Origin of the sequence: Falsiroseomonas sp. CW058, assembly GCF_050563535.1 — a bacterium.
GTDB lineage: Bacteria > Pseudomonadota > Alphaproteobacteria > Acetobacterales > Acetobacteraceae > Falsiroseomonas.
Map to the genome: position 1 here is coordinate 54,096 of NZ_JBNXUO010000004.1, position 15,104 is coordinate 69,199.

Below are 15,104 nucleotides of genomic sequence, written 5' to 3' on the forward strand. Positions count from 1 at the left end.
GAAAGGGGGGGAAGCGGGCCTAGGTGAAGGCCGGGTCGGAGGCCCGCCCTATTGCGGCCCGACCACGCCGAGGTCGCCTTCCGCGACCGAGACGCCGTAGCGGTCGAACAGAGCCTTCAGGCTGCCATCCGCCTGCATCTCCCGCAGCGCCCTGCTCACCTCCTCCGCCAGCGGGCGGGACCGGAAGGCGAGCGCGGCGGGGGTGGGGAAAAGCCCGTGCAGCACGCGGGGGAAGTCGCCGCGCTGGTCGTATTCGGCCGCCACCGCGTCGATGCTCGTCACCGCCTCCACCTGGCCGGCGCGCAACGCCTGGTAGGCGACGGCGAAGTTGTCGAAGGTGCGGACATTGATCGGCCGGCCGCCGCCGCCCTGGATGGTCTGGCTGATCTCCCGCAGGCGCCGCTCCTCGAAGCCGCCGAGCTCGACGCCGACGGTGCGGCCGGCGAGGTCCGCCTGCGTGCGGATGCCCAGCGGGTTGCCGCGCGCGGCGGAGATGGCGACGGCGTTGTTCTCGTAGCGGATCATCTGCATCATCCGCGCGCGTTCTTCCGTGAAGAAGATGCCGGTGTTGATCATGTCCCACCGCCGCGCGGCGAGGCCGGGGATCATCGCGCTGAACTCGATGCGGACATATTCGGGCGTCAGGCAGAGCCGGCGCGCGATCTCGGTGCCCAGCTCGATCCGCATGCCCTGCAGTTGCCCCTGCGCGTTGACGAACTGCAGCGGCGGCAGGGTGGGGTTGGTCGACATCACCAGGGTGCGCGGCTTAACCAGCTCGGCATCCGCGACGCGGGGCGTGCAGGCGGGCGCCTGCGCAAGGGCCGGCGCGGCGGCGAGCGCGAGGGCGGCGGCGAGGGCGGTGCGGCGGAACATCTTCTCTCTCCCGGTTCTTCGGTTCACTCGGCGGCGAGTCGCGCGGCCTGCGACAGCAGACCCATGTGCTGCATCACGTCGGCCAGCGCCGGAATGTCGGCGGCCGGCAGCGGCAGGCGGGGCGGGCGCGGGTCGCCCATCGGCATGCCCATCAGCCGGAAGCCCGCTTTGGTGCCGGAGACGTAGCGCGGCCCGCCCACCCAGGGCAGCAGCGGCGCCAGCCTACGGTAGAGCGCGAGGGAGCGGTCCATGTCCTTGTCGAAGGCGGCGGCGTGGAACATCTCCGTGCTCAGCCGCGGCGCGAGGTTGCTGCACACCGCCACCCAGCCGATCGCGCCGAGCCAGGCGCTCTCATATCCCAGCACGCCGGCGAAGACCTCCATCCGGTCGCCGCACAGCGCCACGATGTCCCGCACGCGCGTCACCTCCAGCGTGCTCTCCTTCACGTAGCGGCAGTTCGGGATCTGCGCGATGCGCGCCAGCATCCGCGGCGCCATGTCCACATTCGCGGTCGCGGGGTTGTTGTAGACCATGATGGGAATGCCGATGGCGTCGGCCACCACGCGGTAGTGGTGGAACAGCTCGTCCTCGGTCGGGACGGAATAGAAGGGCGGGATGATCATCACCCCGTCGGCGCCGAGCGATTCCGCTTCCTTCGAGGTGCGGACCACCTCGCGCGTGTCCTCGGCGCCGGTGCCGACGAGCACGGGCACGCGCCCGCGCGCCGCCTTCACCACCGTCTCCACGATGGCGGTCCGCTCCTCCCGCGAGACGGACAGGAATTCCCCCGTGGAGCCCAGCGGGATCAGGCCGCGGATCCCCTCCGCCACCTGGAATTCCACCAGGCGTTCCAGCGCCTTCAGGTCGACGGCGTCGCCGCCCTCGGTGAAGGGCGTGACGAGCACGGTGTAGCAGCCGCGGAAGGGCTCGGGCATGGTCGGGGCCTCTCGATCGTGCGACCATCGGACCGCCAATCGAACAGCGCGACAACCCCCCTTCGATGCGCCTGACCCATCCCGCGATCCGCCCCGCTGCCGAAGCTGTGGGCATCACCTTCGACGGACGCCCGGTTTCCGCGCTGCCGGGGGAAACGGTGGCCGCCGCGCTCGGCGCCGCCGGCATCCTCGCCTTCCGGCAGACGCCGTCGGGCGTGCCGCGCGGCCTGTTCTGCGGCATGGGCGCCTGCTTCGATTGCCTCGTCACCATCGATGGCCGCGCCAGCCAGCGCGCATGCCTCGCCAAGGTGGTGCCCGGGATGGCGGTGGAGAGCGCGCCGCAGGCCGCGCCGCTCGCGCCCGAACCCGCGCCGGCGGCCGAGGAGCATGCGCCGGACCTGCTGGTGGTGGGCGCGGGGCCGGCGGGGCTCGCCGCCGCCATCGCCGCGGCGGAAGCCGGCTGCGCGGTGGTGGTGCTGGACGAACGCGATTCGCCTGGCGGGCAGTATCTCAAGCCGCTCGCGCCCAGCCACGCCCATGCGGCGCCCGACCGGCAGTTCCGCCAGGGCGCCGCGCTGCGCGCGCGGGCCGAGGCGGCGGGCGTCGTCTTCCGGTTCGGCGCGACGGTCTGGGGCGCCTTCGGCCCGCAGGAGATCGCGGCGCTGGTCGAGGGCCGCAACACGGTGTTCCGCCCGCGGCGCCTGGTGATCGCGGCGGGCGCGCATGAGCGGCCGGTCCCGATTCCCGGCTGGACGCTGCCGGGCGTGATGACGACGGGTTCGCTCCAGACCCTTGCGCGCGCCAACCGCGTCTCGCCCGGCCGTCGCGTGGTGGTGGCGGGCAACGGGCCGCTGAACCTGCAGCTCGCCTGCGAACTGGTGGAAGGCGGCGTGCAGGTCGTGGCGGTGCTGGAAGCCGCGCCGAAGCCCGGCTTCCGTGCCTGGCGGCAGGCGCTGCGGTTGGCCGCGAAGGCGCCGGACCTCGCCTGGGATGGCGCGCGCTACCTGGCGGTGCTGCGGCGGGCGGGGGTGCCGCTCGTCTGGGGCGCGACGCCCCTGGCCGCCGAGGGGGAGGGGCGGTTCGCGGCGCTGCGTGCCGCAACCCCCGCGGGCGAGATCCGGATCGAGGCCGATGTGCTGGCCGTCAATCTCGGCTTCCAGCCGGAAACCGGGCTCGCCCGCGCGCTCGGCTGCGCGCACCGCTTCGTGGATTCCGGTCTCGGCCGGCTGGAGACGGTGACGGACGAGGAGGGGCGGACCTCGCTGCCCGGCGCCTTCGCGGTGGGGGACGGCGCGCAGGTCGGCGGGTCCCGCATCGCGCTCGCGCGCGGGCGGCTGGCGGGGCTGGCGGCGGCGCGGGACTTGCGGCCCGGCCTTGCGGATGATGCGGCGACGCGCCGAGCCCTGGCGCGTGCGGCGGCGTTCCAGGACGCGCTGTGGCGCTTCTTCGCCGCGCCCGCCTTCGACATGGCGGCGGTCGCCGACCCGGTCACGGTCTGCCGCTGCGAGGAGGTGACGGCGGGCGCGCTGCGGGCGGCGAAGGCCGCGGGCGCGACCTCGCTCGGCGCGCTGAAGAAGGCGACCCGTGCGGGGATGGGGCGCTGCCAGGGGCGGATGTGCGGCGCGACCGTGGCCCGCATCGCCGGTGCCGGCGCGGAAGGGGACTGGGCGGCGCCCCGCGCGCCGGTGAAGCCGGTGCCGGCGATGGCGCTGGCGATGGAGAAGCCGGAATGGACCGAGGCGCCCGGTTTCGACCCGCCGGTGCCGCCGCCCCCGGCGCCGCGCGGCGCGGCGGCCATGGCCTGCGACGTCCTGGTCGTCGGGGGCGGCGTCATCGGGCTCTGCGTCGCCCTGTCCGCCGCGCGGGAGGGGTTGTCCGTGCTGGTCGCCGACCGTGGCGAGCCAGGGCAGGCGGCGTCCACCGGCAATGCCGGCAGCCTGCATGTCCAGCTCCACGCCTATGACAGCGCCGGCGAGGCCGAAGGGCCGGGCAGCGCCGCCGCGCAGATCCTCTCGCTCGGCCCCGCCTCCGTCGCGCTGTGGCGCGGGATCGCGCGCGACAGCGGCGAGGCACTGGCGATCCGCACCGAAGGCGGGCTGATGCTGGCCGAGACGGAGGAACAGCTGCGCCGGCTGGAAGCGAAGGCGGCGATGGAGCGCGCCTTCGGGCTCGGGACCACGATCCTCGGCCGCGACGATCTCCGCACCCGCTTCCCATGGCTGGCGCCCGGCTTCGCCGGCGCGGCCTTCTGCCCCGAGGAGGGCCAGATGGACCCGCTGCGCGGCCTTTCCGCGCTGCTCGGCCTGGTGCGCGCCGCCGGTGCGCAGGTGCTGGCGGGGGCGCCGGTGGTGGCGCTGGCGCGGGACGGTGCCGGGTTCCGCGCCACGACTCCGGAAGGAGAAATCCGCGCCGGGCAGGTGGTGAACGCGGCGGGACCCTGGGCGGGCGGCATCGGCGCCATGCTCGGCGCGCCCATCCCGGTGCGCGCCACCGTGCAGCAGGTGATCGCGACGGAGGCCGCGCCGGCGGAGCTGCTGCGCCCGCTGGTACTGCATGCGGGGCGGCACCTGTCGCTGAAGCAGGGCGAGGGCGGGCACCTCATCCTCGGCGGCGCCTGGCCGGGGGAACTCGACGCGCAGGGACGCCCGCGCAACCTCCGCGCCTCGATCGAGGGCAATCTCTGGGTGGCGCGCAGCGTGCTGCCGGTGCTGGCGGGGCTGCATGTCATCCGCGCCTGGACGGCGATCAACGTGCTGATCCCGGGCCCGCTGCTCGGCGCCGATCCGCGCGTGCCCGGGCTGTTCCACGCCGTCACCTTCAACGGCTGGACGCTGGGGCCGGTGATCGGGCGGCTGATCGCGGATGCGCTGCGCGGCCGCGGCGGTCCGCCCGCGGTGTTCAGCCCGGCCCGCTGAGGCGCGCCGGGCTTCCGTTCAGTGAAGCCGCGGCGCCTTCAGGAAGCTCGCACGGTCGGCGCTGGAGATGGGAAGGCTGATGCGCCGGCCGTCGCGTTCCGCCTGCACCGTCACCTTCACCCCGGCGCTGCCCCGCGACCAAAGGGCCCGCCACAGCGAGGCGAGGTCCGTCGCCTCGCTGCCGTCGAGGCCGAGGATGCGGTCGCCCGCCCGCAGCCCCGCACGCTCCGCCGGGCCCTTCGACGCGACGGATGCGACGACGATCCCCTCGTCCTGATCGGCGGCGTAGACGCCAAGCCAGGGGCGCGGCGGCTTGTTCACCCGGCCATAGGCCAGCAGGTCGTCCAGGATCGGGTGCAGCAGCGACACCGGCACGCACATGTTGAGGTCGAGCCGCCGGCCCTTCGGGTCCCGGTGCTGCAGCACGAGCGAACCGATGCCCAGCAGCCGCCCGTCGCCGCCGATCAGCCCGGCGCCGCCCCAGGCGGGATGCGCCGGCGCGACGAACAGCGCCTCCTCCAGCAGGTATTCCCAGTAGCCGGCGAAGGGTTCGCGCGCGACCACCGAACAGGCGACGGCGCCGGCAGTGGTGGCGGCGCCCGGCCGCGGTGCGGCGGCCAGGATGGCCTGCGACCCCGCTTCCGGCAGCGGCCCGGCGGCAAGGTCGAGCGCCGTGGCGTCCAGCTTGCCCAATGCCTGCACCAGGCCGAAGCCCGTCTCGAAATCCTGCGCCAGCGCATGGCCGGGCACCACGCGTCCGCCCGCGGTGGTGATCCAGATGCTGTCCGCCTCGCTCACCAGGTAACCGATGGTCAGCACCAGCCCGTCGCCACGGATCACCACGCCGCTCCCCTCGCGCTCGGTCCCGAGCGTGCGGGCGGAGAAGGCATCGGCGGGCACGCGGGACTTCAGCGACACCACGGCGCCGAGCGCCTGGGCAAGTTCGAAGTCATAGGCGGCCGGGTCGGGCCGCAGCTCGTCCGGGATGTTCCAGTCGTCCTCGGCCATCAACCCACCCCGTTCCTGGTCCTCGGCCGCCGGGCGCACCGCGGCGGCATGCGGCCGCGCGCCAGCCTATGGCAGCCCGCCCGGCACGCGGAAGGCGGGGGAATTGGCCTCCTGCTCGGGCGGCGTCAACCATCCCGGGGTGGGGCGCGGGCAGCGGAAGGCGATCTGGTAGTCGCTGGCGCCGATCGCGCTGCGGACCACCTCGAATTCCAGCCCCTGGGCCGCGCAATGCCCCCGCGCCCGTTCCACGCCGAGGCGCGCCGCCGCGGCGACCGAGGCGGAATGGGAGGTCAGGCCGAAGACGCCGGGCGAGAGTTCGGCCACCTCGCTCTGGGAGGAACAGGCGGCGAGCACGGCCAGGACGGGCAGGAGGAGGGGGCGGATGGGGCATGGACTCCCGGGGGCTGGGAGCCGAGCCTAGGTCACGCGGACGTGTCCTGCCAACTGCGCGTCAGGCGGGCAGGTCCTCCAGCAACTCCAGCTGCCACAGCAGCTCCGGCTCCGGCAGGGCCCAGCCGCCTTCGGCATTGGGCAGCACGATGCGCCGCGGCGGCACGCCCAGCAGGGTCTGCACTCCGGCGGCCAGGGGCGCGGGCCAGCCCGCCCGCCAGCAGAGCGCCGCCAGGACCCGGCCGCTGCGGAGGCCGAGCGCCGCCTCGATGCGGAGAGGGGTGACGCCCGCGCCGGATGCCAGTTCGCGCACCACCGCATCCCGGTCGCCGGCGGCAAGGGCGGCCTGCACCGCCTCGTGCCCCGGCTCCTCCATCCGGGCCTGCACCCGCGCGCGCAGTTCGCAGGCCAGGTCGTCCGGAAGGTCGGCGCGGGTGGCGAGCCGGTCGAGCAGCGTTCCCGCGAGCATGGCGCCGAGCGCGCGCAGCGTGTGCCCCGGCAGGCGCGGGCGGCGCACCAGCGCGGCCTGCCAGCTCTCCTCCGCCCGCGCGCCCGCCACCAGCCGGTCCAGCGTCGCTTCCCGGATGGCGGCGGAGGGGTTGGCGAGGAGGGTGGCGATGGCCGGCGAATCGGCGCTGGCCGCCACCGCGTCGCAGACGGCTTCCGACAGCTCCGCACGGGCGGCGACGCTGCTGCATGTGAAGGGGGCGGGGGGCGAGGCGACCAGCGCCAGCAGGTCGTCATCCGTCAGCAGCGGCGACAGCCGCAGCACCGGCTCGGCCACCGGCAGCTCGGTGTCCCGCGCCAGGCGCAGCACGAGGTCGCGCGGGACGTTCGGCAAGGTGGCGACGGCATCGGCGATGATGGCCCGCACCTCCGTCACCGCATCCTCGGCCAGGCGGGCCAGGATGGCGCCGGTCATGCGCGCCAGCCTGTCCTGCGCCGCGGGATCGAGCCCGGGGGCGAGGCCGGCGATCCGCCGGGCAAGGCTGCCGCGCACGGCGGCATCCGCATCCTCCACCAGCAGCAGCCCGGCCTGGGGGGGTGTGGCGCGGTTGGCGGCGACCGCCATGCGGACGGCGGGTGCGGGGTCCGCGGCCAGCCAGGTGAGCAGCTCGGGCGGGGTGGCCGCCGCGCCGGCGATGGCCATGCGTTCGGCCACGCCGCCATGCCTTGCCCGCAACGCAAGCTCGCTCATGCCGCGCACCGCCCGTGCTTCACTTCGTACATCGCGTGGTCCGCGCGCCCCACCAGGGTCTCCGCCGTGTCGTCCGGCCGTGCGGCGGCCAGGCCGAGGCTGGCGCGCACGGCATCCGCCCCCGCCTGCGGCCAGCCGGGCAGCGGGCCGGGATCGCCGAGCCCCGCGCAGCGCGCGGCGGCAAGGTCCGGCTCGATGCCGTCCAGCCACAGCGCGAATTCGTCGCCGCCGAGCCGCGCGGCGAGGTCCCCCGGCCGCGCCGCCCCGCGCAGCCGCTGCGCCATGGCGCGCAGCGCCGCATCCCCGGCCGCGTGGCCATGCAGGTCGTTCAGCGGCTTGAGCCGGTCGAGGTCGATATAGGCGATGGTGCCGGCCGGGGCATTCGGCTGCGCCAGCCGCGCCCGCAGCGCATCGACGAAGCCGCGGCGGTTCAGCAGGCCGGTCAGCGCATCCGTATGCGCCGCCTGGTCCAGGTCCCGCTGCCGCGCCGCTTCGGCGTGGAGCGCGGCGATCGGTTCCGCCAGCGCGCCCAGGAGCGCGTGCTCATCCGCGTCGAAGGGCGGGTCGCGCCAGGCCAGCAGGGCGAGGTCCCGGCCCACCGCCACCAGCGCGGCCGGGCCGGGTGGCGGCGGCGTGCCCGGCGGCGGCAGGGCGCCGAGGATCGCGGCCGGATCCTCGCCGGCCGTGGCGTCCAGCTGCCAGCCCTCTGCCGACCGCCGCAGCAGCGCCGCCCCGGCGCAGCCCAGCGCATGCGGCACCCCGGCCAGCAGCGTGCCCAGCGCCGCTTCCGCCTGCCGCTCGCCGCGGCCGCGCAGCGCGGTGCCCAGCAGGCGGCCGAGCGCGGTGGTGCGGTACAGCGCGCGCGCCGTCAGGTCGTCCTGCCGTTCCTCCACGGTCACGTCGCGGGCGGCGCCGCGCAGCCCGCCTGCGCAGGGCAGGGCGGTGAATTCCAGGCAGCGCGCCTCCCCCCCGCCCAGGCGCAGCCAGGCGCGCAGGCCGCGCACGGCGCCGCCCGCGAAGGGGTCGGGCGCCGCGGGGTCCACCAGCCATGCCCGCGCCGTATCGCCGATCAGCGCCGCCGCCGGCCGGCCCAGCACGGTGTCGGGCGCAAGGAAGGTGAAGCGGCCTTCGGCGTCCGTCTCGAACAGGAGGTCGGCGGCGAGAAGGGCCAGGTCGCGCCAGCGCGCGCGGCTGTCGAGGAGGGCTGCGGCGAAGGCTGCGTCCGGGGCGTGCGGGTGCGTCACGCCGGCACTCTGGGCGCTTTGCCTAAACCTATTGTTGACGGCGCGTGACGAGGCCGCGTTGACATCACGCCGGCGCTCTCGGCATGGTCCGCGGCCCCCGCCACCCGCATCCAGGACACGCCCGACACCATGGACAAGACCGCCCTGCAGGCGCGAATCGAGGCGCTCTGGGCCCGCCGCGACACGCTGAACGCCCAGACCCAGGGCCCCGACCGCGCCGCGGTGGACGAGGCGCTCGCCCTGCTCGACGGCGGCGGCGCCCGCGTGGCGGAGCCGGACGGCAAGGGCGGCTGGAAGGTGAACCAGTGGCTGAAGCAGGCGGTGCTGATGAGCTTCCGCCTGTCCGACAGCCAGCCGATGGACACCGCCGCCGGCGCCTATGACAAGGTGCCGCTGAAGTTCGAGGGCTGGGGCGAGAACCGCTTCAAGGCCGCCGGCTTCCGCGCCGTGCCGGGCGCTGTGGTGCGACGTTCCGCCTACATCGCGCCGGGCGTCATCCTGATGCCGTCCTTCGTCAATCTCGGCGCCTATGTCGATTCGGGCACGATGATCGACACCTGGGCCACCGTCGGGTCCTGCGCGCAGATCGGCAGGAACTGCCACATCTCCGGCGGCGCCGGCATCGGCGGCGTGCTGGAGCCGCTGCAGGCAAACCCGGTGGTGATCGAGGACGACTGCTTCATCGGCGCGCGGTCGGAAGTGGCCGAAGGCGTGATCGTGGAGCGCGGCAGCGTGCTGTCCATGGGCGTCTATCTCGGCGCCTCCACCCGCATCGTCGACCGCGCGACGGGCGAGGTGATGTACGGCCGCGTGCCCGCCTACTCGGTGGTCGTCTCCGGCACGATGCCGGGCCGCCCGCTGCCCGACGGCACGCCGGGGCCGAGCCTCTACTGCGCGGTGATCGTCAAGCGCGTGGACGAGCGGACGCGGTCGAAGACGTCGATCAACGACCTGCTCCGTGACTGACCCGGTCCCCCTCGCGCAGGCGCTGATCCGCTGCCCGAGCGTGACGCCCGCCGATGCGGGCGCGCTCGACGTGGTGCAGCGGGCGCTGGAGCCGCTGGGCTTCGCCTGCACGCGGCTGGCCTTCGGGCCGGACGACTACCGGGTGGACAACCTGTTCGCCCGCCGCGGCACCGAAGGCCCGCATTTCTGCTATGCCGGCCATACCGACGTGGTGCCCCCCGGCGACGCCGCGGCCTGGAGCGACGATCCCTTCTCCGGCACGGTGCGGGACGGACTGCTGTTCGGGCGCGGCGCCTGCGACATGAAGGGCGGCGTAGCCGCCTTCATCGCCGGGCTGACCGACTTCCTGGCCGCGAATCCCGCCCACCGGGGCAGCATCTCCCTGCTCATCACCGGCGACGAGGAGGCGCGGTCCGTCGACGGCACCGCCAAGGTGCTGGAATGGATGCAGGCCGGCGGCCAGATCCCGGACATGGCGCTGGTGGGTGAGCCGACGAGCCGCAGGACGCTCGGCGACACGGTGAAGATCGGCCGCCGCGGCAGCCTGACCGCCTGGGTGACCGTGCAGGGGAAGCAGGGCCACAGCGCCTATCCCGCCGCGGCCGACAACCCGGTGCACCGGATGGTCGCGGCGCTCGCGCCGCTGCTTGCCGCGCCGCTCGACCAGGGCAGCGCGCATTTCCCGCCCTCGACGCTCCAGGTGACCGGGCTCGACGTCGGCAACCGCACCTCCAACGTCATCCCGGCCACGGCGTCGGCGATGCTGAACATCCGCTTCAACGACCACCACAGCAGCGCGGCGCTGACCGAACGCCTGCACGCCGCCTTCCGCGCCGCGGGCGCGCGCTACGACATGCGGACGGAGTGCTCGGGCGAGAGCTTCCTGACCGAGCCCGGCCCCTTCGTGGACGGGCTGCGGCGCGCCATCCTGCGCGCGACCGGCGTGGAGCCCGCGCTCGACACCGGGGGCGGCACGTCCGATGCGCGCTTCATCGCGCGCTACTGCCCGGTGGCCGAGTTCGGCGCCATCGGCGACACGGCGCACCAGGTCGACGAACGGACCTCGGTCGAGGGGCTCAGGCGGCTCGCCGGCGCCTACCGTGCCATCCTCGAGGAGTTCCTGGCCTGAGCGGCTCCGCCCCCCCGCCGCCGCTGCGCGTCGTCGTCTCGGCGGGGCTGGTCGGCGCCTTCCTGCTGGGGCGCGGGCGGCCGCAGGGGCTGGCGCTGATGGAGGCGACGCCGGACGGCGCCTGGCGGTCCTTCTTTGCCGCCGTCATCTGCCTTCCCGCCTTCCTGGCGCTGCGCTTCTTCGGCTGGTCCGAATTCGGCGCGCCGGAAGCCGGGCTGCTGCGGCCGCTGGCGGCGGAGGTCACGGGCTACGCGATCGCCTGGGTGGTCTTCGCGCTCGCCTCGCTGCCGCTGGCGCAGGCCTGGGGGCGGGGCGCGCAGTGGCCGCGTTTCATCTGCGCCTGGAACTGGACGAATGCCGTGCAGTACCTCGTCCTGCTGGCGCTGACCCTGCCGGGCTCGCTCGGCCTGCCGGGCTGGGCGGCGCAGGCGCTGACCCTGGCGGGGCTGGGCTATGCGATCTGGCTGGAATGGTTCGTCGCGCGCCACGCCCTGGCCGTGCTGCCCCTGCAGGCCGGCGCGATCGTCGGGCTCGACCTCGCGATCGGGCTGTTCCTCGGCGGGCTGATCCAGCGGCTCAGCCTGGGCTGAGCGGTCAGGTCCAGTCCGGCTCCGGCGCGTAGCGGGCGCGGGTCAGCACCAGCCCGTCGGGGGGCGCGGTCTGGCCGGATCGACGCCGGTCCCGCCCATCCAGCAGGGCGCGCGGCCAGGTCACGGGGCGACGGCCGAGCCCGACCTCGGCCAGCGTGCCGACCAGGTTGCGGACCTGGTGGTGCAGGAAGCTCCGCGCCTCCACGGTGAACACCACCTCCTCCCCCAACCGCGCCACGTCCAGCCGGTCCAGCGTCCGCAGCGCCGACTTCGCCTGGCAGGATGCAGCGCGGAAGGCGGAGAAGTCGTGCCGGCCGAGCAGCGCCTGCGCCGCCTCGTGCATCGCGCCCGCATCCAGCCGCCGCTTGACGTGCCAGGCCCGGCGCATCTCCAGCGCCGGGCGGGAGGGACGGTTGAGGATGCGGTAGCGATAGGCCCGCCCGATGCAGGAGAAGCGGGCCGACCAGTCCTCGGCGACGCGGGCGGCTGCCACGACGACGACGGGATGGGGCAGGGTGCGGCTGTTGATCGCATCCCGCACGCGCTCGGGCGGCAGGTCGAGCGCGAGATGAAGGTCCGCCACCTGGCATTCGGCATGGACGCCGGCATCGGTGCGGCCGGCGGCGGTGGCCAGCGGCGGCTCGCCCCGGTTCAGCGGCGCCGCCGCCTCCTCCAGCACCTGCTGGACGGATAGGCCGGCAACCTGCCGCTGCCAGCCGACGAAGGTCGCGCCGTCATATTCGAGGTGGAGCGCGTAGCGCGGCATCAGCGGCGCCGGCTCATCCGACGACCGCGCCCGCCGGCAGCGCGAAGCCGCGCAGGACGTCGGCAGCGGCCATCGGCGCGCGGCCCGGGCGTTGCAGGCGCAGCAGGCGCAGCGCGCCCTCGCCGCAGGCGATGCGGGGCGCGGCGTCCAGCACCGTCCCCGGCGGGCCGGCGCCCTCGGCGACCTCGGCCGCCAGCACGCGGATGGTCTCCGCCCCGGCCTGGAAGAAGGTGCCCGGCCAGGGGTTCAGCGCCCGCACGCGGCGGTCGAGCGCGAGCGCCGGCTGCGACCAGTCGAGCCGCCCGTCCTCCTTCGCGATCTTGCCGGCATAGGTCACGCCCGCTTCCGGCTGGGGCACCGCCGGCGGGTCCTCGGCCAGGGCGCGCAGCACCAGCCTTGCCCCGATGGCCGACAGCGCGTCGTGCAACTCGGGCGTGGTGGTGCGCGGGCCGATCGGCACCGCTTCCTTCAGCAGCATCGGGCCGGTGTCCAGCCCTTCCTCCATCCGCATGATGGTGATGCCGCTTTCCGCGTCGCCGGCCAGGATCGCGGCCTGGATCGGCGCGGCGCCGCGCCAGCGCGGCAGCAGGGAGGCGTGGATGTTGAGGCAGCCGCGCCGCGGCGCATCCAGCATCGGCCTGGGCAGGATCAGCCCATAGGCCGCCACCACCGCGACATCGAGACCGAGCGCCGCGAAGGCCGCATGTTCCGCCGCGTCGCGCCGGACGCGGGCGGGGGTGCGGACCGGCAGGCCGAGGTCGAGCGCGGCGCGGTGGACGGGGCAGGGCGTCTCCCTCTGGCCGCGGCCGGCGGGGCGGGGCGGCTGGGCATAGACGCAGGCGACCTCGTGCCCCGCCGCGTGCAGGGCGCGCAGCGCGGGGACCGCGAAGTCGGGGCTGCCCATGAAGGCGATGCGCATCGGCCTAGTCCCGCTGCTTCGCCTTCTGCTCCTTGGCGAATTTCCGCAGCATCATGTTGCGCTTGAGCGCGGAGAGGTGGTCGACGAACAACACCCCGTCGAGGTGGTCGATCTCGTGCTGGAGGCAGGCGGCGAGCAGCCCGTCCGCTTCCACCTCGCGCCGGGCGCCCGACAGGTCGGTCCAGCGGACCTTCACCACCGCGGGGCGCGTCACCTCGGCGAAGTGGCCGGGGAGGGAGAGGCAGCCTTCCTCCCGCGCCGCCAGGTCACGGCTGGCGCCGGTGACCTCGGGGTTCACCATCACCATCGGCTCGCGCCGGTCCTCGGCCTGGAGGTCCACCACGACCAGGCGGAGCGATTCGCCCACCTGCGGCGCGGCGAGGCCGATGCCGGGGGCCTTGTACATCGTCGCGAGCATCCGCTCGGCCAGCGCAGGGATGCGCGGGTCGCCGGGGGCGACCGGCTTCGCCTTGGTGCGCAGGCGCGGGTCGGGGACGAGGAGGATCGGCAGCAGGTCGGGTTCGGCGTTCATCTCGGCAGGGTCCGGGGGCGGCGACAGGTAGCCCCGCGCCGCCCCCCTTGCAACCGCCTGCGACACCGCCAAAATCCCACCCGCGGGGTGCCTCGGGCCCCGCATCACGCCTCGCCCGGTGCGGGAGGCAGGGGGTGCACCAGATGTCTCGACCGTCGCTGTTCGGCTCGCCGCTGTTCCTCGGCTTCGACCACCTCGAGCAGATGCTCGACCGGGTCCAGAAGAACGCCGACGGCTATCCCCCCTACAACATCGAGCAGACGGCGGAGACGCGGCTGCGGATCACGCTCGCCGTCGCCGGCTTCTCGATGGAGGACCTGCAGATCACGCAGGAGGACAACCAGCTGGTGATCCGCGGGCGGCAGCGCGACGACAGCGAGGGGCGGATCTTCCTGCACCGCGGCATCGCCGCGCGGCAGTTCCAGCGGGCCTTCGTCCTTGCCGAGGGGATCGAGGTGGAGGGCGCCTGGCTCGACAACGGGCTGCTGCATGTGGATCTCCGCCGCCCCGTGCCGGAGGCACGGGTGAAGACGATCCAGATCGCGACGCGCGGCAACGGCGTGCAGCGCACCACGGTCGGCCCCCTGCCGGAGGGACGGACGCGAGAGGGGTGATCTCGGATACCCCAAGAACCCACGGGCGCGGGCCTCGTTGAAGGACGTGCCGGAAGGAGAACACCATGACAGACCATGACACCGGCGCCGAAGCGGGCCGGACCGTGATGAGCAACAGCGTGCTGCGCAGCCTGTCGCCGCGCGATTTCGCCGCGCTGGGCGCCGATGTGGTCGCCTATGTCCGGCCGGTCGTGATGAACGGCGCGCGTGCCTTCTCGATCCACGCGGCCGACGGCACGCCGATCGGCGCCGCGCCGAGCTTCCAGCTTGCCGCCGCGGCCATCCGCCAGCACGAGATGGAGCCCGCCTCGGTCCATTGAGGGCCACCCCCGCCCTTCCCCGCGCTGACGGGGAAGGGCGGCGCGGTCAGGCCTGGCCGGGATCGATCCAGCCGATATGGCCGTCGGTGCGGCGGTAGACGACGTTCAGCACTTCCGTCCGGCTGTTGCGGAACATCAGCACCGGCACATGGGCCAGGTCCATGCGCATCACCGCCTCGCCCACGCTCAGCCGCTCGATCGCGGCCGGCGTCTCGGCGACCACGGCGGGGTGGTCGGGTCCGTTGGCGGCCTGGGCCTCGTTCTCCTCCGTCTCCTTGGCATCCGGTCCGCGCAGCACCACCTGGCGCGCCGGTTCGCCGCGGTCGCGTTCGGCGGCGACGCTGCGGGCATGGTCGTTCACCCGGCGCCGGTAGCGGCGCAGGCGCTTGGCGACGTGTTCCGACGCCTCCTCGAAGGCGCGATGGGCATCGACGCCCTCTCCCTCGCCGCGCATGAACAGGTTGCGCCCGGCCTTGAGGTTGATGTCGCAGATGAAGGCGTGGCCCTTGGCGTCGCGGCGGAAGGTGACGTTGGCTTCGAGCGCGTGGTCGAAATACTTCCGGGCGATGGTGCCGAGCCCGTCCCGGACATGGGATTGCAGCGCCTCGCCGGTCTCGACCTGCTTGCCTGCCACGGTGATGTGCATGAAGCCGTCACTCCTTCCCTCGTCTCCGGGGAAGGCCGCCCGGACAGGCGGCGCGTGGG

General features: G+C 74.5%; 16 protein-coding genes. 6 read left to right on the plus strand and 10 right to left on the minus strand.

Going from position 1 to position 15,104, the window contains the following annotated elements:
• Nucleotides 1-48: 48 nt before the first annotated feature.
• Both ACK8OX_RS05140 and ACK8OX_RS05145 read right to left on the minus strand, forming a co-directional pair.
• A complete protein-coding gene (locus ACK8OX_RS05140) occupies nt 49-873 on the minus strand; it encodes an ABC transporter substrate-binding protein (RefSeq protein ID WP_430662859.1) in 825 nt (274 codons plus the stop codon).
• Between the two features lie 23 nt (nt 874-896).
• Nucleotides 897-1,808: a dihydrodipicolinate synthase family protein gene (locus tag ACK8OX_RS05145; RefSeq protein WP_430662860.1), complete on the minus strand. Its 912-nt coding sequence runs from the start codon at nt 1,806-1,808 to the stop codon at nt 897-899.
• Nucleotides 1,809-1,873: 65 nt separating this feature from the next.
• On the opposite strand from ACK8OX_RS05145, the gene ACK8OX_RS05150 reads away from it, so the two are divergent.
• Entirely contained in the window at nt 1,874-4,723 is a 2,850-nt protein-coding gene (locus tag ACK8OX_RS05150; protein ID WP_430662861.1) for an FAD-dependent oxidoreductase, read from the plus strand.
• 18 nt (nt 4,724-4,741) lie between these two features.
• Here ACK8OX_RS05150 and ACK8OX_RS05155 read toward each other — a convergent pair whose 3' ends face one another.
• The 4 genes from ACK8OX_RS05155 to ACK8OX_RS05170 all read right to left on the minus strand — a co-directional run bounded on the left by ACK8OX_RS05155 (nt 4,742) and on the right by ACK8OX_RS05170 (nt 8,563).
• Nucleotides 4,742-5,731 carry a S1C family serine protease gene (locus ACK8OX_RS05155; RefSeq protein ID WP_430662862.1) on the minus strand — a complete coding sequence of 330 codons (990 nt, stop codon included), beginning with the start codon at nt 5,729-5,731 and terminating at the stop codon, nt 4,742-4,744.
• A 66-nt stretch (nt 5,732-5,797) separates the two neighbouring features.
• Complete coding sequence (locus ACK8OX_RS05160) at nt 5,798-6,085, minus strand: hypothetical protein (protein WP_430662863.1); 288 nt, start codon at nt 6,083-6,085, stop codon at nt 5,798-5,800.
• 97 nt (nt 6,086-6,182) lie between these two features.
• Nucleotides 6,183-7,319, minus strand: a complete 1,137-nt coding sequence (locus tag ACK8OX_RS05165; RefSeq protein ID WP_430662864.1) for a DUF2336 domain-containing protein — start codon at nt 7,317-7,319, stop codon at nt 6,183-6,185.
• The gene (locus tag ACK8OX_RS05170; protein WP_430662865.1) at nt 7,316-8,563 is read right to left on the minus strand and encodes a diguanylate cyclase domain-containing protein; all 1,248 of its coding nucleotides are present in this window, start codon (nt 8,561-8,563) and stop codon (nt 7,316-7,318) included. The genes ACK8OX_RS05165 and ACK8OX_RS05170 overlap by 4 nt, the downstream gene beginning before the upstream one ends.
• Before the next feature lie 129 nt (nt 8,564-8,692).
• Here ACK8OX_RS05170 and dapD point away from each other — a divergent pair, with 129 nt between their 5' ends.
• The 3 genes from dapD to ACK8OX_RS05185 all read left to right on the plus strand — a co-directional run bounded on the left by dapD (nt 8,693) and on the right by ACK8OX_RS05185 (nt 11,248).
• On the plus strand, nt 8,693-9,529 hold the full coding sequence (dapD, locus tag ACK8OX_RS05175) for a 2,3,4,5-tetrahydropyridine-2,6-dicarboxylate N-succinyltransferase (protein ID WP_430662866.1): 837 nt from the start codon (nt 8,693-8,695) through the stop codon (nt 9,527-9,529).
• Nucleotides 9,522-10,658: a succinyl-diaminopimelate desuccinylase gene (dapE, locus tag ACK8OX_RS05180; RefSeq protein WP_430662867.1), complete on the plus strand. Its 1,137-nt coding sequence runs from the start codon at nt 9,522-9,524 to the stop codon at nt 10,656-10,658. The genes dapD and dapE overlap by 8 nt, the downstream gene beginning before the upstream one ends.
• 98 nt (nt 10,659-10,756) lie before the next feature.
• Nucleotides 10,757-11,248 carry a hypothetical protein gene (locus ACK8OX_RS05185; RefSeq protein ID WP_430662868.1) on the plus strand — a complete coding sequence of 164 codons (492 nt, stop codon included), beginning with the start codon at nt 10,757-10,759 and terminating at the stop codon, nt 11,246-11,248.
• Between the two features lie 4 nt (nt 11,249-11,252).
• On the opposite strand, the gene truA is transcribed toward ACK8OX_RS05185, so the two are convergent.
• Genes truA through def form a run of 3 tightly spaced genes read right to left on the minus strand, consistent with a single transcriptional unit; the run spans nt 11,253 to nt 13,465 of the window.
• Nucleotides 11,253-12,014 (minus strand): tRNA pseudouridine(38-40) synthase TruA, encoded by a 762-nt coding sequence (truA, locus tag ACK8OX_RS05190; RefSeq protein WP_430662869.1) that lies wholly within the window; start codon nt 12,012-12,014, stop codon nt 11,253-11,255.
• Between the two features lie 13 nt (nt 12,015-12,027).
• Complete coding sequence (gene fmt / locus ACK8OX_RS05195) at nt 12,028-12,933, minus strand: methionyl-tRNA formyltransferase (RefSeq protein WP_430662870.1); 906 nt, start codon at nt 12,931-12,933, stop codon at nt 12,028-12,030.
• A gap of 4 nt (nt 12,934-12,937) precedes the next feature.
• The gene (def, locus tag ACK8OX_RS05200; RefSeq protein ID WP_430662871.1) at nt 12,938-13,465 is read right to left on the minus strand and encodes a peptide deformylase; all 528 of its coding nucleotides are present in this window, start codon (nt 13,463-13,465) and stop codon (nt 12,938-12,940) included.
• A 143-nt stretch (nt 13,466-13,608) separates the two neighbouring features.
• Between def and ACK8OX_RS05205 the strand changes: the two genes are divergently transcribed.
• Both ACK8OX_RS05205 and ACK8OX_RS05210 read left to right on the plus strand, forming a co-directional pair.
• Entirely contained in the window at nt 13,609-14,079 is a 471-nt protein-coding gene (locus tag ACK8OX_RS05205; RefSeq protein WP_430662872.1) for an Hsp20 family protein, read from the plus strand.
• A gap of 65 nt (nt 14,080-14,144) precedes the next feature.
• The gene (locus tag ACK8OX_RS05210) at nt 14,145-14,399 is read left to right on the plus strand and encodes a DUF1150 family protein (RefSeq protein ID WP_430662873.1); all 255 of its coding nucleotides are present in this window, start codon (nt 14,145-14,147) and stop codon (nt 14,397-14,399) included.
• A 46-nt stretch (nt 14,400-14,445) separates the two neighbouring features.
• Here the strand turns inward: ACK8OX_RS05210 and hpf are convergent, their stop codons facing one another.
• Nucleotides 14,446-15,045, minus strand: a complete 600-nt coding sequence (gene hpf, locus ACK8OX_RS05215; RefSeq protein ID WP_430662874.1) for a ribosome hibernation-promoting factor, HPF/YfiA family — start codon at nt 15,043-15,045, stop codon at nt 14,446-14,448.
• Between the last annotated feature and the right edge of the window lie 59 nt (nt 15,046-15,104).